This is a genomic window from Streptomyces sp. ATexAB-D23, from assembly GCF_000373645.1.
Lineage (GTDB): Bacteria > Actinomycetota > Actinomycetes > Streptomycetales > Streptomycetaceae > Streptomyces > Streptomyces castrisilvae.
This window is the reverse complement of the sequence record NZ_KB892015.1, coordinates 113,080-135,391: the sequence shown is the minus strand read 5'-3', so window position 1 is coordinate 135,391 and position 22,312 is coordinate 113,080. Positions and strand designations below refer to the sequence as shown.

Here is a 22,312-nt window from a genome sequence, read left to right as displayed (position 1 = left end):
TCAAGCGGGCCATGTTCCTGTCCGCCTTCGCCTGCATGAACGCCGACCCCGCCTCCCGCGCCTACTACGACAAGCAACGAGCCCGCGGCAAGACCCACACCCAAGCTCTCCTCCGCCTCGCCCGCCAACGCATCAGCGTCCTGTTCGCCATGCTCCGCGACGGCACCTTCTACGAATCCCGGACACCGAAGGACGTCGAGCTCGCCGCATAACCCCAGCACACCGAACCACACCAAACCCGACAGGGGCGCCTTGACGAAGGACATAGAGGCACCCCCCGGGTTCCGGGGCCGCCTGTCGCACCACGGCGTTGTGCCGCAACCGTTGACAGCCCACTCGATAACTGGCTTCATGAGCAACGCGTTTGGGAGCGCTCCCACGCCTCCGGGCTCCCACCTGCCCCAGCACCCCACCGACGTACGGAAGGGAATGCTCCGTTGCGCTCGCTCACTCTCCCCACCCCGCGAAGACGTCCCCGCAGCGCCGCCGCCCGCAGGGCCGGCCCGCTGGGCACGGCCGCGCTGGCGCTCACCGTCGCCGCCGGGCTCCTGCTGCCGCTCTCGCTGCCGTCCCCGGCCGCCGCCGCTCCCGCCTTCGACTACGGCGAGGCGCTGCAGAAGTCGGTGCTCTTCTACGAGGCGCAGCAGTCCGGCAAGCTGCCCGACACCAACCGGGTCTCCTGGCGCGGCGACTCCGCGCTCGATGACGGCAAGGACGCCGGCCTGGATCTGACGGGCGGCTGGTACGACGCCGGCGACCATGTGAAGTTCGGCCTGCCGATGGCGTTCTCGGCCACCATGCTGGCATGGGGCGGTGTGGAGCAGGAGGCGGCGTACGAGGCGTCGGGCCAGCTGACCCACCTGCGGAACAACCTGCGCTTCGTCGACGACTACCTCCTCAGGGCCCACCCCTCGCCCAACGTGCTGTACGGGCAGGTCGGCAACGGCGGCGACGACCACAAGTGGTGGGGTCCGGCCGAGGTGATGCCGATGGAGCGCCCCGCGTACAAGATCGATGCCTCGTGCCCCGGCAGCGACCTGGCGGGGCAGACGGCCGCCGCGCTGGCCTCCTCCTCGATGGTGTTCGCCGACAGCGACCCGGCGTACGCCGCGAAGCTGATCACCCACGCCGAGCAGCTGTACACCTTCGCCGACACCTACCGGGGCAAGTACAGCGACTGCATCACCGACGCGCAGAATTACTACAACTCCTGGAGCGGGTACGACGACGAGCTGGTCTGGGGCGCGATCTGGCTGTACAAGGCGACCGGCGACCCCGCGTACCTCGCCAAGGCCGAGTCGGCCTACGACGACCTCTCGACCGAGCCGCAGAGCACCACGCGGTCCTACCGCTGGACACTCTCCTGGGACGACAGCTCCTACGGGGCCTATGTGCTGCTCGCGCAGCTGACGGGCAAGCAGAAGTACATCGACGACGCGAACCGCTGGCTCGACTGGTGGACCGTAGGAGTCAACGGCGAGCGGGTGCCCTATTCGCCGGGCGGCCAGGCGGTTCTGGACAGCTGGGGTTCGCTCCGGTACGCGGCGAACACGGCCTTCGTGGCGCTGAGCTACTCCGACTGGCTGACCGGTGACGCCACCCGCAGGAGCCGCTACCACGACTTCGCGGTCCGCCAGATCGACTACGCGCTCGGCGACAACCCGCGCAGGTCGAGCTACGTCGTCGGCTTCGGTGAGAACCCGCCGACCAAACCGCACCACCGCACCGCCCACGGCTCGTGGACCGATCAGATGGACAACCCCGTCGAGAGCAGGCACACCCTGTACGGGGCGCTGGTGGGCGGTCCCAGCGCGGCGGACGACTCGTACACCGACGACCGTTCGAACTACGTCAACAACGAGGTCGCCACCGACTACAACGCCGCCTTCACCGGCGCGCTGGCCCGGCTCTACGCCGAATACGGAGGCACCCCGCTCGCGGACTTCCCGCAGCCGGAGCAGCCGGACGGCCCGGAGATGTCCGTCCAGGCGTCGGTGAACGCGCAGGGCGGCGACTTCACCGAGATCAAGGCGTACCTGATCAACCGGTCCGCGTGGCCCGCGCGCGCCCTGACCGATGCGTCCGTGCGCTACTACTTCACGCTGGAACCGGGTGTCACACCCGAGCAGATCACTCTCAGCACCAACTACAACCAGTGCGGCGAGGTGACCGGCCCCACGCACGAGGCGGGCGACGTCTACTTCGTGACCGTGGACTGCTCGGATACGGACATCGCGCCGGCGGGCCAGTCCGCGTACCGCAAGGAGGTCCAGTTCCGGATCAGCTCGTCCGGGGCCTGGGACCCTTCGAACGACTGGTCCTACCCGTCCTCGGCGACGACCCCGGGCGGCACGCCGGTCGACGCGCCGCACATGGTGCTGCTGGAGGGCTCGGCACCCCAGTGGGGGAGCGCTCCCGACGGCACGGACCCGGGCCCCGGTCCGGGCCCGACGACCACTCCGGACCCGACGACGACCCCCGACCCGTCCCCGACCCCCGACCCCGGCGGGACACCCGGACCGGCGCCCGCGTCCTGCGACGTCACCTACCGGGTCAGCCAGGCCTGGGGCACCGGCTTCACCGCCGACGTGACGGTGAAGAACACCGGGCCGGCGCCGCTCGACGGCTGGCAGCTGGGATTCGACTTCCAGGGGGGCGAGAACGTCACCAACGCCTGGAACGCGACCGTCGCGCAGGCCGGCACCCGGGTCACCGTGACGGGCGCCGCGCACAACGCGTCCGTCGCCGCGGGCGCCGGCGTCTCCTTCGGGTTCCAGGCGAACGGCGCCCCGGCGGCGGACCCGGCCGCCTTCACCCTCAACGGGAAGGAGTGCGGCTGACGGGAGGGGGCGTCAGGCCCGGGCCGGCGCCCGGAGCGCGGCGTACGTACCGGCGGCCGCCGCCAGCAGGATCACGCAGCCGGTGAAGACCAGACCGGCGTCGCGCAGACCCAGCCAGGTGGCCAGCGCGCCCACCCCCACCACGGGCACGGAGATCCCGGCGTACGCGACGACGAAGAACGCCGAGATGGTGCCGCCCCGGTGCTCGGCCGGGGCGGCCTCACCGACCAGGGTGAGCGCGGCCCGGAAGGCGAGTCCCTGCCCGATGCCCCCGCAGACGGCGCCCAGGACGAGCAGGACCAGGGACTTCGCCAGCAACGACGAGGCGACCAGCAGGAGTCCGACGATCAGCACGGCGCAGCCCAGCGGGAGCGCGCGCCGGGCGCCGATCCTCGGGGCCAGGGACTGGCCGATCGTCGAGGCGCAGAACACGGAGAAGACCACCGCGCCCGTCACCGCCAGGTTGTGCACGCCCAGCGTCCTGGCCGCGAAGCTCGGCGCGACCGCCGTGAACAGGCCGAGCAGCGCGAACCCGGCGAAGGCGGCCAGCGCGGCCGGCACGAAGACGCCCTTCACCTCGGCGGGCACCCTGACACCCTGGGGTTCCAGCCGGGGCCACCGCTTCGGCTCCGCGACCGTCTCCGTCAGCCGCCAGGTGATGACGCAGGCCAGCGCGACCAGGCCCAGATGGACCCAGAACGGCAGGCTCAGCGGCCACGGCGTGTACTCGGCCAGCAGCCCGGCCAGCAACGGCCCGCAGCCCAGCCCGCCCATGTTCGCGGCCGTGGCCGCGAAACCCGCGCGCCCCTTCTGGCCGGGGCCCGCCAGCTCGATGACCGCAGCCGTGGCCGCGCCGCTCAGCAGGCCGGCCGCGCCGCCCGACAGCACCCGGCCGGCGAAGAGCAGGGGCAGCCCGCTCTCCAGGAGGAAGCAGCCCGCGCTCGCGGCGGACAGCGCCATGGCGGCCAGCAGTACGGGCCGGCGCCCCACCTTGTCCGAGTAGTTGCCCGCCAGCAGGAGGACCGAGATGACCGCGACCGCGTACACGGCGAAGACGACGGTCACCATGAGCTCGGAGAAGCCGATCTCCTTCTGGTAGAGCCCGTACAGCGGGGTCGGCAGTGTGGTGCCGGCCATGCCGATGGCGAAGACGACCGCCGCGGCCGAGTAGCCCGCCCGGTGTCCGCCCGTCCGTTCCGCATCCTCGCGCACGCTCACGCACGCCACTCTATGCAGCGCCCGCCCCCCGGGTCCCGGCGGGCGGGCGCCCGGCGAAGGGACGTACCGCCATACGGGCAGGTGCGCGGCGCGGGGGCCGCCCTCCGACAATGGCGGGGGCCGCCGCCCGTCGCGGCCCGGAAGAGAGCGCACCATGAGGATCGTCGACGCCAGGGTCGTCGTCACCAGCCCCGGCCGCAACTTCGTGACGCTGAAACTGACGACGGACGAAGGGCTCACCGGACTCGGCGACGCCACGCTCAACGGCCGGGAGCTCGCTGTCGTCAGCTACCTCACGGACCATGTGGCGCCCCTGCTCACCGGCCTGGACCCGCACCGCATCGAGGACACCTGGCAGTACCTCTACCGAGGCGCCTACTGGCGGCGCGGCCCCGTCACGATGGCAGCCATCGCCGCCGTCGACGTCGCGCTGTGGGACATCAAGGCGAAGGCGGCCGGAATGCCGCTCTACCAGCTGCTCGGCGGCGCCTCCCGCGAACGCGTCACCACCTACGGCCACGCCAACGGCCGCGACATCCCCGAACTCCTCGACTCCGTGCGGGCCCGGCTGGCCGAGGGCTACCCGGCCGTCCGCATCCAGACGGGCATCCCCGGCCTCAGGGCCGTCTACGGGGTGCACGCCACCGACGACCACGGCGCGCCCGTCCTCCATCAGCAGGCCCGTCCCCTGGTCGAGGACTGGGACACGGACGCCTACCTGCGGCACGCCCCGGCCGTGTTCGAGGCGGTCCGCGCCGAGTTCGGCGCCGGGCTCCCGCTGCTGCACGACGCGCACCACCGGCTCACGCCCGTCCAGGCGGCCCGGCTCGGCAAGGACCTGGAGCCGTACCGCCCCTTCTGGCTGGAGGACTGCACACCCGCCGAGAACCAGGAGGCGCTTCGGCTGGTGCGCAGGCACACGACCACGCCTCTCGCGATCGGCGAGGTCTTCAACACCGTGCACGACTACCGGACGCTGATCACCGAGCAGCTGATCGACTACGTGCGCAGCGCGGTCACCCACTTCGGCGGCGTCACCCCGCTGCGCAAGCTCTTCGACTTCGCCGCGCAGTACCAGATCCGGAGCGCGGTGCACGGGCCGGAGGACATCTCACCGGTCGGGATGGCCGCGGCCGTCCACCTCGATCTCGCCGTCCACAACTTCGGCATCCAGGAGTACTCCGGCCACAACCCCCTCACCGAGGAGGTGTTCCGGCACGCGTACACCTTCACCGACGGCCACCTGTATCCCGGCGAGGCACCCGGACTCGGCGTCGAACTGGACGAGGAACTGGCGGCGGCGCACCCGTACGAGCAGAGCTACCTGCCCGTCAACCGGCTCCGGGACGGCACCGTCCACGACTGGTGACCGGCCGAGCGGGGCCGCCGGGACGGTCATCGCCCCCGGCGGCCCGCCGCTGTCACGGGAACGCCGGCTGCAGGCCCGCGTACGTCCCGTGCCTGCCGAGCAGCTCCTCGTGCGTGCCCACCTCCGCGATCCGGCCGCCGTCCATCACCACGATGCGGTCGGCGCCCTGGATGGTGGAGAGCCGGTGGGCGACGACGAAGACGGTCCGGCCGTGCACGAGACGCGACAGCGCCTCCTGCACGAGCGCCTCGGACCGGTTGTCCAGGGCGGAGGTGGCCTCGTCGAGCACCAGGACCCTGGGGTCGCGGATCAGGGCCCTGGCGATGGCGAGGCGCTGCTTCTGACCGCCCGACAGACGTGCTCCGCGCTCGCCGACCACCGTGTCCAGGCCGTGCGGCAGACGGCGGACGAACTCCATCGCGTTGGCGTCCTCCAGGGCGGCCAGCAGGGTCGCCTCGTCGGTGTCCCCGAGACCGTACGTCACGTTCTCGCGGATGCTGCCCTCGAAGAGGATCGACTCCTGCGGCACCACCGAGAGGAACCGCCGGTAGCTGCGCAGGTCGAGCCCGGCCATGTCGGCGCCGTCCAGCATGATCCGGCCCGAGGTCGGGCGGATGAAGCCGATGAGGAGGTTGAGGACGGTCGACTTGCCCGCTCCCGACGCGCCCACCAGCGCGATGGTCTCGCCCGGCCGCGCCGAGAGCGTGAACCCGTCCACGGCGGGCTCCGCGTCGTCGTACGCGAATCCGGCGTCCTCGAAGTCGATCCGGCCGGTGACGTGCTCCACCTGCGCCTTTCCCGCGTTGTGCTCCAGGTCAGGTGCCTGGAGGACCTCACCCGCCGAACGCACCGACTCCAGCCCCTTGGTGAGGATGGGGGCGAGCCCGAGCAGGGTGGTCACCGAGCCGGTCAGGACGGTGAAGAAGGCGCTCAGCATGACCACATCACCGGCGGTGACGGGCATCCAGCCGTGGTACGCGACCAGGGCGGACCCCGTCAGGCACAGCACACCCAGGGTGTTGAGGAGGACCCAGGCCAGGGACCCGAAGCGGCCGTTGAGCATGTCCAGGCGCAGTCCCGCGGCGAACACCTGCCGCAGCGAGCCGTCCACCCGCCCCAGAGCGGTGCGCTCCAGGCCGTGGGCGCGGGTGATGGGGATGAGGGTGGTCATCTCGCTGACGCGGGAGGAGAGCTGCTCGACCTCGCGGCGGAAGGACTCGTTGTGGCTGCGCAGCCGGGCCCGCAGCTTCATCACGAGGAACCCCGCGGCGGGGACGACGACCAGGAAGACGGGCAGGAACGAGGGGACCCGGAAGCCGATGACGACGAGCCCGCCGACCAGGGTCACGACGGCGCCGAGGCCCATGTCGGCGCTCTGCTGCATCATCTGCTCCACCGCCTCGACGTCCCGGACCACCTTGGCCTGCAACACGCTGGAACTGACCCGGGCGTGGTAGCCGACGGACAGCTGCTGCATGCGGCGGCACAGTGCCGAGCGCAGGGTGATGCCCATGCGGCGGACGCTGCCGCCCAGGCACCGCACATACCACTGGTGGAGCGGATAGTTGAGGACGAGGATGAACAGGAGGAGCCCGGTGGCCTTCCACAGGCCGGACTCCGGACCGTGCTGGACCACCACGTCCAGGACGGTCGCGGTGATCAGCGGCAGCAGCCATATGGGGCTGTGCTTCACGGTGAAGAGGACGACGGCGAGCGCGAGCCGCCCGCGGTCGGGGCGGAAGAGGAGTGCGAGGGTGCGCACCGGGTGCTCGCCGCGGTAGCGGTGGTCGAGATGGTCGAAGGGCGCCAGGGATTCGGCGGAGGGTGGAGAGACCGCTTTCTGCATGGTGACCATCCCACCCCGCGGCCGGCGCCCGGGGCAACTGTGTTCCACGGAGGGGACACGTGTCCGTGCGGCGGCCCGGGAGTGGTCAGCGCACGGGGAGTTCGCGGGGCCGCGGGTCGGGTGCGGGGTCCCTCCGGGCGGGGCGGCCGAGCGAGGCGACGGCGCTGGTGACGAGGCCGGCGAGCAGCCCCCAGAAGGCGGAGCCGATGCCCAGCAGGGACACACCCGACGCGGTGGCCAGGAAGGTGACGACGGCGGCCTCGCGTGACGTTTTGTCGGCCAGCGCGGATGCCAGCGAGGACTCGATCGTGGCGAGCAGCCCGATCCCCGCGATCGCCAGGACGAGTTCCTGCGGCATCGCGGTGAGGAGCGAGGCGACGGTCGCGCCGAGCAGTCCCACGCAGAGATAGAAGACCCCCGCCCAGACAGCTGCCAGATAGCGCTTGTCACGGTCCGGGTGTGCTTCCTCGCCGGTGCAGATGGCGGCGGTGATGGCGGCGAGGTTGAGCCCGAAGGCCCCGAAGGGTGCCAGCAAGGCGTTGGCCGCGCCCGTCCACGTCATGAGCGGGGAGACCGGCACGTCGTATCCGGAGCCGCGCAGCACGGCGACGCCGGGGAGGTTCTGCGAGGCCATCGTGACGACGAACAGCGGCGCGCCGACGCTGACGAGCACCTTCCAGTCGAACTCGGGCGCGGTGAAGACCGGTACGGCCGGCGAGAGCTGGACCTGGTCGGGCTGCCAGCCCCCGGTGAACACGGTGGCCACCACCCCGGCGGCGAGCGCAAGCAGCACCGCGTAACGGGGCATCAGCCTGCGGCCCAGAAGATAGACGACGAACATCGGGAACGCGACGGCGAAGCTGTGGTGCATGGTGCTGAAGAGACCCGTGCCGAACCGCAGCAGCACCCCGGCGAGCAGGGCGGAGGCCAGCGGCACGGGAATGCGGTTCATGACCCGGGCGAACCATCCCGTCACCCCGCTCACCAGGATGAGCAGTCCCGAGAAGATGAACGCGCCGACCGCCTGCGGCATGGAGACCCCGCTCAGGCTGGTCGCCAGCAGCGCCGCCCCCGGCGTCGACCACGCGGTCACGACCGGAGCCCGGTACCGCAGCGAGAGGCCCGCGCAGGTGCAGGCGAGGCCGATGCCGAGGGCGAGCATCCAGGAGGAGATCTCCCGCGCGTCGGCCCCGGCGGCCTTCGCGGCGGTGAACACCAGCGCCGCCGAGCTGGTGACTCCGACCATGACGGCGATGAGCCCCGCGGCCACGGCGGACGGGGGTGCGGCCGAACGTATGCGGGTGATCGCGAGCATGAGTGAGCCACTTCCCGGTGCATGCGTTCCGTATACGGAACGTTCTGTTTGTGGAACACTAAAGAGACGGGCCGGTGCCCGTCAACCACGAAAGCGGAGCGGGCGGAGATGGGGCTGAACGAGGACGTCGGGCGCAGGCTGCGGGCCCTGCGCCACGACATGGACGTGTCGCTGTCGGAGCTGGCCAGGCGCTCCGGGGTCGGCAAGGGGACGCTCTCGGAGCTGGAGAGCGGGCGGCGCAACCCCACGCTGGAGACGCTGTACGCCCTCACCACCGCCCTCGGCCGCCCGCTCAGCGCGGTCCTGAGCGACCCCGCGCCCCCGGGCGTCCTCACGGGGAACGGGTCGGGTGTCTCGGGCAGCGGCGTCACCGCGGTCCTGCTGGAGCGGTACGAGGACGGGGAGGCGGTCACCGATGTGTTCCGCGTGACCATTCACGCCGGCGCGGTCCAGGAGTCCCAGGCCCATGTGCCGGGTACGTCCGAGAGCCTGATGGTGCTGGCCGGCACCGCGGTCGTCGGGCGGCCGGGCGACCTCAGCACGGTCGGGCCCGGAGCCTCGGCGCGGTGGAGCGCCGACGAACCCCATGTCTACGGCGCCCCCGACGGCGATGTGCAAGGCATTCTCTTCGTGCGCTGCCCGGTCACGGGGGAGGGGCGCGGCGGGCGGGGCGCCGGCTGACCGTGCCGCCCCGCCCGCCGGGCGGCGCTCAGCCCGCGCTGAGGAGATTGACCATCCGGATGTAGCGGGTCCAGTCCCAGTGCGGGCCCGGGTCTGTGTGGTCGGTGCCCGGGACCTCGACATGGCCGAGGATGTGCGCGCGGTCCTTGGGGATGCCGTAGCGGTCGCAGACGTTGGCCGTCAGCAGTGCCGACTTCTCGTACAGGGCGTCGGTGAAGTAGGAGGGCTGGTCCACCCACCCCTCGTGCTCGATGCCGATGCTGCGGGTGTTGTAGTCCCAGTTCCCGGCGTGCCAGGCGACGTCCTTCTCCCGCACGCACTGGTTGATGTATCCGTCACTCGAACGCACCAGGTAGTGCGCGGAGACCTGCTTCGCCGGGTTCTGGAAGATCGCCACCGCCTCGGAGAACGTCTCCTGCGTGACATGGATGACGACGTATTGGACGGGGTACGCCGAAGGGCGCGTGGAGACCGTGTAGTTGGATGCCGAAGCGGGCACCCAGTGCGCCGACGGGTAGTCCGTGGCGCCTGTCGTCGCCGCGGTCGCCCGGACGGAAGGGGGAAGCAGTACTCCCGCCGCGGCCACCGCGGCGCCCTGAAGGATTCTTCTGCGGTCCATGCGTACTCCTGTGGGGGGTGGGTGATCCGGGTCCGGCCGGCCCGGCCGCCGGGCGCGGGGCCGGCGGCCCGTCCGGTGACCGGAACCCGCTGTCCGATGTGCGGCCGAGCGATGTGCGGGCCCCACCGTACGGGCGCCGCGCGGGTCGCGGAAGACGGCGGGAGCCCCAAATCCTTGCCACGGAGAGGACGTTGAGGGGGCGTTGAGGGGGCGCACAGCTTCGACGCGCGCCCCTCCCGGCGGCCCGCGCCCCCTCAGAGGCCGCGGGCCTGCGCCCACGCCGCCGCCGGATCGTCGTCGGCCGGACCCGCCGGGAACCACTGCCCGTTCTCCTTGCGGTACGGGTACCAGCGCCCGTCGGGGCCGTAGCGGAGCTGAACGCCGCCGTCCGCCGAGGTCCAGCGGTTGCGCTCGGACCGCAGCCGGGGAGCCTCGTCCTCCTCCCACGCCTCGGCGAGCCGCGCCCTGGCCCGGACCAGGACACCGGAGTCCAGCGCCCGGTCCTCGTCGAGCACGGCCAGGGCGGCCGCGCCGCCGTACCGCCAGGCGGCGACCGCTGCGGGCAGCCCGGCGCGCGGGCGCCCCGAGCCGGCCGCCAGCCGCTTCACGATCCACGGTTCGGGGCGCGCCTCGGCGGCCAGCCGCACCGCGTCCTGCTGCACCGTCGGCTCCGCCTCCGGTGGGCGGTGATCGTGGCCCGGTGCCAGCGCGTCGGCCAGCATCCGGTGAGCCCGCGCCGCGCTGTCCGTCGCCAGCATCTCCAGCGCCGCCGGGTCCACCCCGGGCTCCGGATCGGTCTCCGTGTCCAGCGAGGGCGCCGCGCCCGGCGCGTCGGGAAGCTCCGGCGGGGCAGGCAGCGCGGGCAGGATGCCGGCCTCGGCGTACGCCTGCGCCGCCGGCACGCCGGGCACCTCACGGCCGCCCGCGGCCCGCTGCTCGGGTGCGGCGGCGGGGTCCGGCTCCCCGGCCAGGGACGCGATGCGCTCCTGGAGCTCGTCCAGCAGCCGCCGCTCACCGCGCCCCCGCATCAGCAGCAGCACGAAGGGGTCCTGGTCCAGCAGCCGCGCCACTTGGTAGCAGAGGGCCGCGGTGTGCGGGCAGTGGTCCCACGCCTCGCACGAGCACTCGGGGTCGAGGTCGCCGATGCCGGGGAGCAGGTCCATCCCGGCCGCCGCCGCGTCCTCGACCAGATGCGGCGGCATCTCCCGGTCGAGCAGCGCCGCGATGTGCCCGGCCTGCTCGACCGCCATGTCCAGGAAGCGGTCCCAGTCCTGCTCGTCCAGCTCCTGGAGCAGCACATCGCTGCGGTACGTGCTCCCGTCCCGCTCGCGGACCACCGCGGTGATCCGGCCGGGCCGCACCGAAACGGCACCGACCAGGCCCGCGCGGGCGAACCGGCGCCCTTCCTTGAGCTGCCGTCCGTCCAGGGCGGTGTCCTCCAGCGCCTTGAGCCACGCCCTGCCCCACCAGGAGTCGGCGAAACCGCGGCCGTGTGCCGGGGGCAGGGCGGCGAAGGTGCGCTCCGGACCGGAAGGCGTGTCATCCCGCTCGTCGCCGTCGCCCCCGTCGGCGAAGACGTCCGCCCCGTATCCGTCCCTCATCGAGTCCCCCCTCGGAGTTCCACCAGATCGGCCAGTTCCGCGTCGCTCAGCTCGGTCAGGGCGCTCTCGCCGGAGCCCAGCACCGCGTCCGCCAGCCCCTGCTTGCGGGCGAGCATGTCCGCGATCCGGTCCTCGATCGTGCCCTCGGCGATCAGCCGGTGGACCTGCACCGGCTGTGTCTGCCCGATGCGGTACGCGCGGTCGGTGGCCTGTGCCTCCACCGCCGGATTCCACCAGCGGTCGAAGTGCACCACATGGCCCGCCCGGGTCAGATTGAGCCCCGTGCCCGCCGCCTTGAGCGACAGCAGGAAGACGGGCTCGGCCCCCGCCTGGAACCGGTTCACCATCGCCTCCCGCGCGGCGACCGGCGTGCCGCCGTGCAGGAACTGGGTGCTGATCCCACGCGCCGCCAGATGCCGTTCGAGCAGCCGGGCCATCCCGACGTACTGGGTGAACACGAGGACCCCCGCCCCCTCCGCCACGATCGTGTCCAGCAGTTCGTCGAGCAGTTCCAGCTTTCCGGAGCGGCCCGCGATGCGCGGCTCCTCCTCCTTGAGGTACTGCGCCGGGTGGTTGCAGATCTGCTTGAGCGAGGTCAGCAGCTTCACCACGAGACCCCGCCTGGCCATGCCGTCGGCCTCGGCGATCGCCGCGAGCGTCTCCCGCACCACCGCCTCGTACAGCCCCGCCTGTTCGGCCGTCAGCGACACCGCCCGGTCCGTCTCGGTCTTCGGCGGCAGCTCCGGGGCGATGCCGGGGTCGGACTTGCGCCGGCGCAGCAGGAACGGACGCACCAGCGCGCCGAGCCGCTCTGCGGCCGCGGGGTCGCCGCCCTCGACCGCGCGCGCGTAGCGGGTGCGGAACGTGCCGAGCCGCCCCAGCAGCCCGGGGGTCGTCCAGTCGAGGATCGCCCACAGCTCGGACAGGTTGTTCTCCACCGGGGTGCCGGTCAGGGCCACGCGCGCCTTCGCGCCGATGGTGCGCAGGGCGCGGGCCGTCGCCGAGTACGGGTTCTTCACGTGCTGCGCCTCGTCCGCGACGACCATGCCCCACTCCGCGGCGGCGAGCTTCGGGGCGTCCAGCCGCATCGTCCCGTACGTGGTGAGGACGAACCCGGAACCCGCCAGGTCGTCCGGGCCGCGGGCGGCGCCGTGGAAGCGGCGTACCGGGGTGCCCGGGGCGAACTTCTCGATCTCCCGCTGCCAGTTGCCCATCAGCGAGGTCGGGCAGACCACGAGGGTGGGCCCGGCGGCGCCGTCCAGGCTCTGGCGGTGCAGATGCAGGGCGATCAGGGTGATGGTCTTGCCGAGCCCCATGTCGTCGGCGAGACACCCGCCGAGTCCGAGCGAGGTCATGGTGTGCAGCCAGTTCAGGCCGCGGAGCTGGTAGTCCCGAAGCGTCGCGGTGAGCGCGGCCGGCTGACCGACCGCCGGCTCCCCGCCGCCGTCCTGTTGCGAGGCGGGGTCGGAGACCCGCTCGCGCAGCCGCTCCAGCCAGCCGGTCGCCCGGACCTCGACCCGGCGGCCGTCGACCTCGGTGGAACCCGTCAGGACCGCGCCGAGGGCGTCGATCGGGGTCACCTTGCGGTCCTGGGTCTCCCGGGCGCGGCGCGCCTCGTCGGGGTCGATCAGCACCCACTGGTCGCGCAGCCGCACCAGCGGACGGCCCGCCTCGGCCAGCCGGTCGAGCTCCTCCCGGCTGAGCTTCTGGTCCCCGAGCGCGAACCACCAGTCGAAGGCCAGCAGGGCGTCGGAGGACAGCAGCGGCACGGCATCCGACGCGGAACGCGACTGCTTCCCGGGCACGTCGCCGTCCTCGCCGTCCGGTCCGATCACCGCGCGGGCCGTGAGTCTGCGGGCGGTCAGCTCCCGGGGCCAGTGCACCTGTACGCCCGTCGCGGCCAGCGCCCGTGAGGCGGGCCCCAGCAGTTCGGTGATCTCCTCGTCGGCCGGCTCCACCGCGTCGGGGACGGCCGCCGACAGCAGGGGCGTCAGCGGCGGCCAGGCGCGGGCGGCCCGGCGCAGCATCAGCAGGGCGTCCATCCGGACGCGCGGGCCGAAGGCCGTCGCCGCCGGGCCGCCGCCGGCCCAGATCTCGGCGGCGTCGGCGACCACGGCCGGATCGCTGACACTGTGGATCTGCGGAACCACCCGGAACGACGGCCCCGCGGACGTGTCGTCCCGGTCGAGGCCCGACACCTCCACGCGCAGCGACAGCCGGACCCCCGCGTCATGACCGGCCGCGACATCGGCGGCCCACGCGCGATGGCCGGGAACGAGTTGCGGCGCCCGTGCGGTGAACGCGGTACCGCCCGCGGCGAGGGAAGCGGCGGGCGTCCTGGGCAGGCAGTCCGCGACCGCGTCGAGGAACGCCCGCACCAGCCATTCCGGTTCGGGCAGGAGCAGCGGCCGAGCGGTCGTGTCGAGGGGGACCGCGTGGGCGGTGGGCGGCATGGACGCGGCCAGGGTGCGGATGCGGGTCTGGTCGTCGGCGGTCAGCGGCCCGGCCCGCCAGGTGTCGTGGTCCGTCGCGCTCAGACCAGGCAGGAGCAGACCCCGGGCCGCGAACTGGAGGGCCAGCAGCCCCGCCGCGCCCCAGAACGCCATCGATGCGGACGCCTCGGCCGCCGCACGCGCGCGCGTCAGTACGGGGAGCGCGTCGCGCACCGGCAGCAGGCGGGCCGGTACCTCGTACGGGAGATCGTCGGCACCGGCCACGGTCAGCTCCCCGGCTTCCCCGGGGCCGTCGGGCAGGCCGCAGCCGTCGGGGCGCCAGAAGGCGAAGCGGCCGGTGCGGGAGGGGTCCGAGGGCAGGAAGACCACGGAACAGCCGGTGAGTGCGGAGATCTCGGCGAGCGAAACGGCAGGGAGGCTGTGCACAGCGATGTCAGAGTCCTCAAATTTGACTAGTCGGCTGAAGTCGCCGAGGGTACCCCAACAATGCCGATGAATGACCCTCGAAGCCTGTGATACACGCCACTCCTGAACCCGGGCGGGCCCGCCCGGTGTAGTCGGCCCCCCATCCGGCGAGGGGGCTGGCCCCCCGCACACCCCGGGTGGTGGCTCCATGGCTCCCGAACCCTCCGGAACCATACGTTTTATGAGGTCAGAGCGGATTCGAGACCGGAGACAACATGCCCCAGGCCGCCATGGCCGTCGCGGAACGCACCCGCGACGGCGCCGGAACCACCGGAAGTGACTTCGCGCCCCTGCTGCGAACCGTCAAGGGGCAAGGACTCCTCGAACGGCGCACCGGCTGGTACGCGGCAGGTATCACCGTCAACCTCCTCGCTCTCGCCGCCGTGTTCACCGGCATCGCCCTCCTCGGCAACACCTGGTGGGTCCTGCCGCTCACCCTGCCCCTCGCCGTCTTCTGGTCCCGCACCGCATTCGTCGGACACGACGCGGGACACGCCCAGATAACCGGAAACCGCCGAGCGAGCCGCGCCATCGGCCTGGTCCACGCCAACCTGCTGCTCGGCATGAACGAGGCCTGGTGGAACGACAAGCACGTACGCCATCACGCCAACCCCAACCACCTGGACAAGGACCCGGACGTCGGCGTGGGCGCCCTCGTCTGGACCCAGAAGCAGGCCGCCCAGCGCGAGGGCTTCGCCCGCTGGCTCACCCGTAACCAGGCCCGCCTCTTCTTCCCGATGCTGCTCCTCGAAGGCATCGCGCTGAAGATCTCCGGCTTCCAGTACCTGCGCCGGCAGCCCGTACGGGAACGTGCCCTGTCGGCCCTGCTGCTGACCGCGCACCTCGGCCTCTACGCCACCCTGCTGCTCACCGTCATGTCCCCGGGGAAGGCGGTCGTCTTCGCGCTCGTGCACCACGCGCTCTTCGGCCTCCACCTCGGCATGGCCTTCGCCCCGAACCACAAGGGCATGGAGATGCCCGACCCGGACGGGGAACGCTGGGACCACCTGCGGCGCCAGGTCCTCACCTCACGCAACGTGCGCGGCGCGGCCCTCACCGACTGGTTCCTCGGCGGCCTCAACTACCAGATCGAGCACCACCTCTTCCCGAGCCTGCCCCGTCCGCACCTGCGCCTGGCACAACCCCTGGTCAGGGCCCACTGCGAGGCCATCGGCCTGCCGTACGCGGAAACCGGACTCATCGAGTCCTACCGGCAGGCGCTCGCTCACATGCACGAGGTCGGCGCGCCGCTGCGATGACCTCCGCGACGAATACGCGGAAGCCGGAACCGATGGGCACGCACAGGCGTTCTCACATCAGAGGCGGCCACAGGCCGCGAAGGAGGCACTGACGATGTCGAACAGCGCAAAGATCGCCATCGGGGGAGTCGTCGCCGCAGTCGTCCTGATGCCGTTCATCGGTTTCTGGCTTTCCCTGCTGGTGCTCGTCGGAGTCCCCACGCTCGCCTATCTGGCACTGGACCCGTCCCAGCGCCGCAGGCTCCGTAGGATCACGCGCAAGGAGATCGGCCGCTGAGAGCCGGCCATCGAGAAGGAGAGATCCCGCCGTGAGTGGCACAGTCACCGTCGTGAGCAGCAACGAGACGTACACCTTCACCAAGCCGAACCGGCAGAGCGTGACGCTGCTGGCCGGCCTCGGGGTGGACGGGGACGTGCACGCGGGGGTGACGGTCAAACACCGCTCCAGGATCGCCCAGGACCCCACGCAGCCCAATCTGCGACAGGTCCACCTCATGCACGAGGAGCTGTTCGACGAGCTGCGCACGGCCGGCTTCGAGGTGGCCCCGGGAGACCTCGGGGAAAACATCACCACCCGCGGCATAGACCTCCTGGCCCTACCCGTCGGCACCCTGCTGCACCTCGGTGACGAGGCGGTCGTCGAGGTCACCGGGCTGCGCAACCCCTGCCTCCAGATCGACAACTTCCGAAGCGGACTCCTCAAGCAGGTCGTCGGCAGGGACGAGGAGGGCAACGTGGTCCGCAAGGCCGGGATCATGAGCGTTGTCGCGGTCGGCGGTGTGGTGAGGCCCGGCGACCGGGTCGAGGTCGAACTTCCCGCCGAGCCCCACCGCCCCCTGGAGCGTGTCTGACCCGGGCGGTCAGGACGGGCGCACGGCCAGCGCGTCCAGGGCCGTGAGGAGCCCCGGCAGTTCCGTGCCGCGCCCCACCGGAAGGATCTCGCCCGGCACCTCGTCCAGCAGCACGAACGCGATGTCGTCGGTCCTCGCCACCATCGACCAGCCGGGGCCGTCGGCCCGTATCATCCGGGCGTCCCCCGGTGCGAAGGAAGAGCGGACCCGGCCGGGCGGCGGCGGCTCGTCGGCATAGGCCCGCGCCTCGGCCAGGGCCCTGCGCACCCCGGGATGTGTGACAGAGGCGCGCGTGGCGCCGGGGCCCGACTCGGGGCCGTCCTCGGCCTCGGTGCCCGCGACGGCAGCCGCTCCGGTCTCAGTGCCGGCCCTGTCGGGGCCGGCGCTCGCGCCGCCCTCCGTGTCCGCCGTGCTCTCGCCGCCCGGCGGTGCGAACGCCGTCGCGTCGTCGACCTGGCCGCGCCACTGCGCCCACTGCGAGGCGATCGCGTCCGCACCCAGACGCCGCTGCGCGGGCCCCCACACCTCGGTGTCGGGCGGCGACAGCGGGGCGGGATCCTCCCCGTCCGCCCCGGGATCGGGCGCCGGGTCGTGCGGGGCGGGCACCCCGGGGGCGGCGACGGCGACGGCGAGGGGCCAGCCGGGGAGCGCGCAGACCACCGAGCGGTCGTCCGGCGAGAGGTCGTACTCCATGCCGCAGTCCCACGACGCGATCGCCACCGCCACCAGTGACACATCGTCGATGACGACGGTCCACCGGGCGCCGTCGCCGTCCTGGCCCATCACGAGTCCGTACCCCTCGGCATACGGCTCCAGCCGCAGCGCCGCGCACGCCGCCGGATAGTCGTCGCCGAGCACGCCGGGGAACTGCGCCGGAGTCAGCAGGACAGCGGTCAGCACATACAGAGCGTCGTTGTCGGCGACTGTGTCGTCCGTCCCGGCCACTGCACCCTCCTCGTCCGTCAGGATTTCCGTCGGCGCACCTTAACCAGTGGGTAACCCCCCAGTCGAGGCCCTGACGAGGCAGGACGATCCGCCCGGGGTGGCCCCCGCGGCGCGTGCCTCAGCCGTCGGTCAGGCCCAGGAGCTCGCGGGCCACCTTCTGCGGCGATTCGTTCCGCTCGCGGGCGAGCGCGATGAGCGCACGGCAGGCGAGCTCGCTCACTCCGAAGGAGAGCTGCTCCGGCGACACCCAGCCGCTCGCCTCGTCCATCCGCTCCTCGTCGTCCTCGGCCGACGCCGCGACGAAGGTGGCGGCCGCCTCGAAGAGGTTGTGCTGCCGGCGTGCGGGCGCCGGCGGGGCCGCGGCCGAGCGGCCGCCCCTGCGGCCCGGAGCCACGGCTCTGCGCAGGGCGCCGAATATCTCGGTCATGGGGGAACCGCCTTCCGTCGATGCGCGCGCGTCGCGCATACTCACCGTCCTGCCCCCGGACGTACGCTGGGACACTCGACCTGGACAAGGGGGACGGTGCGGTGAAGCGTTACGACCGGCTGAAGGAGATCCAACGCCTCGATCCGGAACGGGACTTCCTCGAAATCTATCGGATCACCGCGACGTACGAGTTCCCCTGGGACATCACCCGGGCCCTCGAACTCGCCCTGTACCGCACCTATGCCGTCCCGAGCATCGGACGACTGCTCGCCGAGACAGCCGAACTGACGGAACGTTCGCAGAAGCGGTACGACGACACCACACTGCTCCTGGACACCGTCGTCGAGCACGGCTTCGACAGCGATCCCGGACGTACCGCCCTGCGCCGGATCAACCGGATGCACGCCGCCTACGACATCAGCAACGACGACATGCGCTACGTCCTGTGCACCTTCGTCGTCACGCCGAAACGATGGCTCGACGCCTACGGCTGGCGCCGGCTCTGCGACCACGAACTGCGGGCGTGCGCCGCGTACTACCGGACCCTCGGCGCGCGCATGGGCATCAAGGACCTGCCGCAGACGTACGAGGACTTCGAGCACACCCTCGACACCTACGAGGACGCCCACTTCGGCTGGGACGAAGGCGCGCGTGCGGTGTCCGACGCCACGCTGGACCTGATGGCCTCCTGGTATCCGCGCCCCCTCGCCCCGCTCGTGCGGGGCGCGAGCCTCGCGCTCCTGGACGACTCGCTGCTGAGGGCCTTCCGCTACGAGCGGCCGGCTCCTGTGGCCCGCAGCCTCACCCGGGGCGCGTTGCGCCTCAGGGCCCGCGCCGTCCGCCTTCTGCCGCCGCGCGGCACGCCGCACTACGCCAGGCAGAACCCGGAGATCAAGGGCTATCCGCGAGGCTACGAGGTCGCCGCGCTCGGCACGTTCCCCACCCCGGGCACCGGCGGCTGCCCGGTCCGGGACCTCGCCGCGCCGGAGGCCCGGACGGAGTGACGGCTAGAGCCTGTCCCGCGAAGATCCGCCGGACAGGGCAATACACCTAGGACCGGGGCCCGGTACGCCGCAGCCGGCTCAGCTCGTCGTTCATGGCGTGCAGGAACCGCACCACGACGAGCAGCTCGTCCTCGTCGAACTGCTGACGGGCCGCGTCCGTCCCCGCCGCCAGCGGCTGGAAGAAATCGCGGGCGACACGCTTCGCCGCGGCCGCGTAGTGAAGATGCACCACCCGCCGGTCGCCGCTGTCGCGTACCCGTCTGATGTGCCCCGCACGCTCCAGCCGGTCCAGACACGCCGTCACCGCGCCCGAGGTGAGATCCAGCTGCTCGCGCAGCCGCCCCGGCGTCATGGCCGGGCTTTCTTCGCCGCGGTCCGCGTCCAGGATGGCGACCAGGGCCTGCACATCCGTCGGGTGCAGCCCCTGGGCCTGCGCGAACTCATGCGTGATGCGATTGAACTCACTGTTCATACGGCGCAGCAGTACAGCGAATGACTGGAGGCCCGTGGGCCCGCCGTCCGTGCCTCTGTCCGGGCTCTCGTCTGCGGTGCGCATGCCCCTACAGTAATATCTCTTGATCATTGAGATAATGAATGGCCGAGATACATTCGGGATGTCTGTCCCGCGTCGACCCCTGGGGAAGCAATGAAGCCCGCACCGAGGCACCGTGTTGTCCGATGGCTGGTGCCCGTAGCGCTGCTCGTCGTCTGGCTCGGCATCGGAGGCGCCCTCGGCCCCTTCGCCGGGAAGCTCGGCGAGGTGGCGACGAACGACCGGGCGGCCTTCCTGCCGCGCAGCGCCGAGTCGACCAGGGTCGCGGACGAACAGCAGGCCTTCCAGCGCTCCGGGACCGTACCCGCGATCGTCGTGTGGACGGCGGGGAAGGACGGGCTCCCGAGCGACGCCGGGGCTTCGGCGACCCGGGCGCTCGCCTCACTGTCCGGGAAGCCCGGGGTGGTCGGCAGGCCCTCGCCCGCGCAGCCGTCCGAAGACGGCGAGGCGTTGTCGGGCGTCGTGCAGCTGCGCTCGGATCTGGGCGACGAACTGCCGGACACGCTCGACCGGGTGCGTGACGCGGCGGGGTCGGTGGCCGGTACGACCGTCGAGATCGCCGGGCCCGCCGCCACCCAGGCCGATCTGAAGGACGCGTTCGCGGGCATCGACGGGCTGCTGCTGGGGGTGGCGTTGGCCGCCGTGCTGGTGATCCTGCTGCTCGTCTACCGCAGTGTGCTGCTGCCCTTCCTCATCATCATCAGCGCAGTCTTCGCCCTCGCGCTCGCCTGCGCCGTCGTCTACGTCCTCGCGGACCACGACGTCGTCCTCGTGGACGGCCAGGTCCAGGGCATCCTGTCGATCCTGGTGATCGGGGCGGCAACCGACTACGCCCTCCTGCTGACCGCGCGATTCCGGGAGGAACTGGCGGCGCACGGCGACCGGACGACCGCTGCCGCGGCCGCGCTCCGCCGCTCCTTCGGGGCGATCACCGCGAGCGCCGCCACCGTGGCCCTGGGACTCCTGGCGCTGCTGCTCAGTGACCTGACGAACAACCGTGCCCTGGGACCCGTGGGCGCCATCGGGATCGTCTGCGCGGTGCTGAGCACGATGACGTTCCTTCCCGCCGTGCTGGTGCTGTGCGGACGGGCCGCGTACTGGCCCGCCAAGCCGCGCCCCGCCGACGAGGCGACCGGCGGGCACGGCATCTGGCGCCGGATCGCCGCCCGGGTCGACGGGTCCCCGCGCAAGGTGTGGCTCGCCTGCGCGCTGGTCCTGGTCGCCTGCGCCGCGTTCGCGCCCACGCTGAAGTCCCAGGGTGTCCCGCTGGACGAGATCTTCGTGAACGACGCCCCCTCCGTCTCCGCTCAGGCCACGCTCAGCAAGCACTTTCCCGGCGGCTCGGGCAACCCGGCCGTCGTCGTCGCGGCGGCCGGCCGGGCCGAGGAGGTGACCGCGGCGGCCGAGGCGACGGACGGGGTGTCCTCCGCGGCGCCCGTCACCGCGTCGGGCCGGCCGGGCGGGGGCAAGCCGCTCGTCGTGGACGGCCGGGTGCGCATCGACGTGACCCTGGACGACGCCGCGGACAGCGACGCGGCCACGGCGACCGTCAAGCGCCTGCGTACCGCTGTGCACGAGGTGCCCGGGGCGGACGCGCTCGTCGGCGGCTACACGGCGCAGCAGTACGACACCCAGCGCACAGCCGAGCGCGACCGCGGCATCATCGTGCCGGTGGTGCTGGTGATCATTCTGCTGATCCTGATGGGCCTGCTGAGGTCCGTCCTGGTCCCGGTGCTGCTGGTGGCCACCGTGGGCCTCAACTTCCTCGCGACCCTGGGCGTCTCGTCCCTGGTCTTCAAGCACGCCTTCGGCTTCAGCGGTACGGACGCCTCGGTGCCGCTGTACGGATTCGTGTTCCTGGTGGCTCTCGGCGTCGACTACAACATCTTCCTGATGTCACGGGTCCGCGAGGAGGCGCTGCGGCACGGGGCGCGGGAGGGCATGATCAGGGGCCTGGTCAGCACGGGCGGGGTCATCACATCGGCGGGTGTGGTGCTGGCCGCCACCTTCGCCGCGCTGATCGTGATCCCGCTCGCCTTCCTCGCCCAGATCGCGTTCATCGTGGCCTTCGGCGTCCTGCTGGACACGCTGGTCGTGCGGTCGCTGCTGGCTCCGGCGCTCGTCGTGGACATCGGGCCCCGGGCGTGGTGGCCCAGCACCCTCAGCCGCACCGCGCGGGAAGCGGAGCCGCCGGCCTCCGCGTGACGGCCGTGGGGACACAGCCGGCCCGGCCGCCGCTGACACGGAGCCGGGCCGGTGGGGCGGTCGCGGTCAGACGTTGACGCCGTAGTCCGACGCGATGCCCGCCAGACCGGAGGCGTAACCCTGGCCGACCGCGCGGAACTTCCACTCGCTGCCGTGCCGGTAGAGCTCGCCGAACACCATCGCGGTCTCCGTCGACGCGTCCTCGCTGAGGTCGTAGCGCGCGAGCTCCACACCGTTGGCCTGGTTCACCACGCGGATGAACGCGTTGCGGACCTGGCCGAAACTCTGCCCCCGGCTCTGCGCGTCGTGGATGGATACCGGGAAGACGATCTTCGCTACGTCGGCCGGTACCGCCGAGAGGTTCACATTGATGGACTCGTCGTCGCCCTCGCCCTCACCCGTCAGGTTGTCACCGGTGTGCTGAACGGAACCGTCCGGGCTGTTGAGGTTGTTGTAGAAGACGAAGTGCAGGTCGGAAAGGACCTTCCCGTGGTCCGCGCACAGCAGCGCACTGGCGTCGAGGTCGTGGTCGGCACCGGTCGTCGTCCGTACGTCCCAGCCCAGGCCGACCGTCACGGCGGTCAGGCCGGGCGCCTCCTTCGACAAGGAGACGTTGCCGCCCTTGGCCAGGGTCACACCCATGTACTTCCTCCAATGATCC

General features: G+C 72.1%; 18 protein-coding genes and 1 pseudogene. 9 read left to right on the top strand and 10 right to left on the bottom strand.

Annotated elements, in window-relative coordinates; genetic code table 11:
* Together B082_RS0116620 and B082_RS0116615 are read left to right on the top strand one after the other, a co-directional pair.
* Window positions 1–212 (top strand): annotated as a pseudogene (locus B082_RS0116620) (IS110 family transposase); the annotation flags it as partial.
* A 225-nt stretch (window positions 213–437) separates the two neighbouring features.
* Window positions 438–2,840 (top strand): glycoside hydrolase family 9 protein, encoded by a 2,403-nt coding sequence (locus B082_RS0116615; protein ID WP_018552941.1) that lies wholly within the window; start codon window positions 438–440, stop codon window positions 2,838–2,840.
* Between the two features lie 12 nt (window positions 2,841–2,852).
* Here the strand turns inward: B082_RS0116615 and B082_RS0116610 are convergent, their stop codons facing one another.
* Window positions 2,853–4,058: an MFS transporter gene (locus tag B082_RS0116610; RefSeq protein WP_018552940.1), complete on the bottom strand. Its 1,206-nt coding sequence runs from the start codon at window positions 4,056–4,058 to the stop codon at window positions 2,853–2,855.
* 154 nt (window positions 4,059–4,212) lie between these two features.
* Here B082_RS0116610 and manD point away from each other — a divergent pair, with 154 nt between their 5' ends.
* Window positions 4,213–5,427, top strand: a complete 1,215-nt coding sequence (manD, locus tag B082_RS0116605; protein WP_018552939.1) for a D-mannonate dehydratase ManD — start codon at window positions 4,213–4,215, stop codon at window positions 5,425–5,427.
* A gap of 52 nt (window positions 5,428–5,479) precedes the next feature.
* Here manD and B082_RS0116600 read toward each other — a convergent pair whose 3' ends face one another.
* The gene (locus tag B082_RS0116600; RefSeq protein ID WP_026249868.1) at window positions 5,480–7,273 is read right to left on the bottom strand and encodes an ABC transporter ATP-binding protein; all 1,794 of its coding nucleotides are present in this window, start codon (window positions 7,271–7,273) and stop codon (window positions 5,480–5,482) included.
* Window positions 7,274–7,358: 85 nt separating this feature from the next.
* A complete protein-coding gene (locus B082_RS0116595) occupies window positions 7,359–8,588 on the bottom strand; it encodes a benzoate/H(+) symporter BenE family transporter (protein WP_018552937.1) in 1,230 nt (409 codons plus the stop codon).
* 108 nt (window positions 8,589–8,696) lie between these two features.
* On the opposite strand from B082_RS0116595, the gene B082_RS0116590 reads away from it, so the two are divergent.
* A complete protein-coding gene (locus tag B082_RS0116590; protein ID WP_018552936.1) occupies window positions 8,697–9,269 on the top strand; it encodes a helix-turn-helix domain-containing protein in 573 nt (190 codons plus the stop codon).
* Between the two features lie 28 nt (window positions 9,270–9,297).
* Here the strand turns inward: B082_RS0116590 and B082_RS0116585 are convergent, their stop codons facing one another.
* The 3 genes from B082_RS0116585 to B082_RS0116575 form a co-directional block, all read right to left on the bottom strand.
* Complete coding sequence (locus B082_RS0116585) at window positions 9,298–9,888, bottom strand: N-acetylmuramoyl-L-alanine amidase (protein WP_018552935.1); 591 nt, start codon at window positions 9,886–9,888, stop codon at window positions 9,298–9,300.
* Between the two features lie 254 nt (window positions 9,889–10,142).
* Window positions 10,143–11,489: a hypothetical protein gene (locus B082_RS0116580; RefSeq protein WP_018552934.1), complete on the bottom strand. Its 1,347-nt coding sequence runs from the start codon at window positions 11,487–11,489 to the stop codon at window positions 10,143–10,145.
* Complete coding sequence (locus B082_RS0116575; protein ID WP_018552933.1) at window positions 11,486–14,368, bottom strand: DEAD/DEAH box helicase; 2,883 nt, start codon at window positions 14,366–14,368, stop codon at window positions 11,486–11,488. The genes B082_RS0116580 and B082_RS0116575 overlap by 4 nt, the downstream gene beginning before the upstream one ends.
* Window positions 14,369–14,622: 254 nt before the next feature.
* Here B082_RS0116575 and B082_RS0116570 point away from each other — a divergent pair, with 254 nt between their 5' ends.
* The 3 genes from B082_RS0116570 (at window position 14,623) to B082_RS0116560 (ending at window position 16,517) form a co-directional block, all read left to right on the top strand.
* Window positions 14,623–15,666, top strand: a complete 1,044-nt coding sequence (locus B082_RS0116570; RefSeq protein WP_018552932.1) for a fatty acid desaturase family protein — start codon at window positions 14,623–14,625, stop codon at window positions 15,664–15,666.
* 94 nt (window positions 15,667–15,760) lie between these two features.
* Window positions 15,761–15,943: a hypothetical protein gene (locus tag B082_RS0116565; RefSeq protein WP_018552931.1), complete on the top strand. Its 183-nt coding sequence runs from the start codon at window positions 15,761–15,763 to the stop codon at window positions 15,941–15,943.
* 31 nt (window positions 15,944–15,974) lie between these two features.
* A complete protein-coding gene (locus B082_RS0116560) occupies window positions 15,975–16,517 on the top strand; it encodes an MOSC domain-containing protein (protein ID WP_026249867.1) in 543 nt (180 codons plus the stop codon).
* A 9-nt stretch (window positions 16,518–16,526) separates the two neighbouring features.
* Here B082_RS0116560 and B082_RS0116555 read toward each other — a convergent pair whose 3' ends face one another.
* Both B082_RS0116555 and B082_RS0116550 read right to left on the bottom strand, forming a co-directional pair.
* The gene (locus tag B082_RS0116555; protein ID WP_018552929.1) at window positions 16,527–17,462 is read right to left on the bottom strand and encodes a hypothetical protein; all 936 of its coding nucleotides are present in this window, start codon (window positions 17,460–17,462) and stop codon (window positions 16,527–16,529) included.
* Window positions 17,463–17,580: 118 nt separating this feature from the next.
* Entirely contained in the window at window positions 17,581–17,889 is a 309-nt protein-coding gene (locus B082_RS0116550; RefSeq protein WP_018552928.1) for a hypothetical protein, read from the bottom strand.
* A 101-nt stretch (window positions 17,890–17,990) separates the two neighbouring features.
* Between B082_RS0116550 and B082_RS0116545 the strand changes: the two genes are divergently transcribed.
* Window positions 17,991–18,893, top strand: a complete 903-nt coding sequence (locus B082_RS0116545; protein WP_018552927.1) for an oxygenase MpaB family protein — start codon at window positions 17,991–17,993, stop codon at window positions 18,891–18,893.
* Window positions 18,894–18,939: 46 nt separating this feature from the next.
* Here the strand turns inward: B082_RS0116545 and B082_RS0116540 are convergent, their stop codons facing one another.
* Entirely contained in the window at window positions 18,940–19,449 is a 510-nt protein-coding gene (locus B082_RS0116540; protein WP_018552926.1) for a MarR family winged helix-turn-helix transcriptional regulator, read from the bottom strand.
* 90 nt (window positions 19,450–19,539) lie between these two features.
* Between B082_RS0116540 and B082_RS0116535 the strand changes: the two genes are divergently transcribed.
* Window positions 19,540–21,651: an MMPL family transporter gene (locus B082_RS0116535; protein WP_199783808.1), complete on the top strand. Its 2,112-nt coding sequence runs from the start codon at window positions 19,540–19,542 to the stop codon at window positions 21,649–21,651.
* A 66-nt stretch (window positions 21,652–21,717) separates the two neighbouring features.
* Here B082_RS0116535 and B082_RS0116530 read toward each other — a convergent pair whose 3' ends face one another.
* Window positions 21,718–22,293, bottom strand: coding sequence for a TerD family protein (locus B082_RS0116530; RefSeq protein WP_018552924.1), 576 nt, complete (start codon window positions 22,291–22,293; stop codon window positions 21,718–21,720).
* Window positions 22,294–22,312 lie beyond the last annotated feature (19 nt).